The following is a 543-nucleotide window of genomic DNA, read 5'->3' as shown; positions in this document are numbered from 1 at the left end:
TGTTTTGGGCTTGATAATCCACATCAACCAGTACTTTTTGTATCGCCTCACCGTGCCAATACATTTGCTCTGCAGAAGCCTGAATAGCGCCGTAAGGCCATAAGTGTTGAGCGTTTAGCCAAGTAGGATCCTGGATTTGGATACTCAATCCAGTTACGGAAAAGCGCGCATCCGCGTAATCAATATTTTTCAGCGCAATCTGGTGGAACTGGATCGACTCTAAGTTAGGCCGTGTCGGTATGCCTTTTTTTAGACTCACCCCATCGATCAGCAAGCTATCGATAATCCATTTCCCATCTCGTCGTATGTCAGGGTTCAGCCACACGTCGACTTGTTCAATATAAGGCAGTTGAGCGTCTTGGGAGCGAACGTGTTGCAGCGAAAGGTGGTAAGGGAAGTCGTAATGAACGCGCTCCGCTTGGATCGGTAAGCCAAGGTAGGGTGAAACCCATTGCCATGTAGAATTGGCGTATGAGGTGGTTAACAGCGCAATAATGGTCGCCGGAAAGGCAATCAATACCACCAGTAAGAGAATTAGAATTC

The 543-nt window shown here is 47.5% G+C and carries 1 protein-coding gene; it reads right to left on the bottom strand.

The genetic code is table 11. The features are described from left to right. Positions 1-541 (bottom strand): AsmA family protein (locus R7P74_RS28740; RefSeq protein ID WP_318124098.1); only part of this gene is annotated, 541 nt, incomplete at its 3' end. Positions 542-543: the final 2 nt, after the last annotated feature.

It is taken from the genome of Vibrio sp. 2033 (genome assembly GCF_033339735.1).
This window is presented reverse-complemented; position numbering and strand designations above follow the sequence as displayed.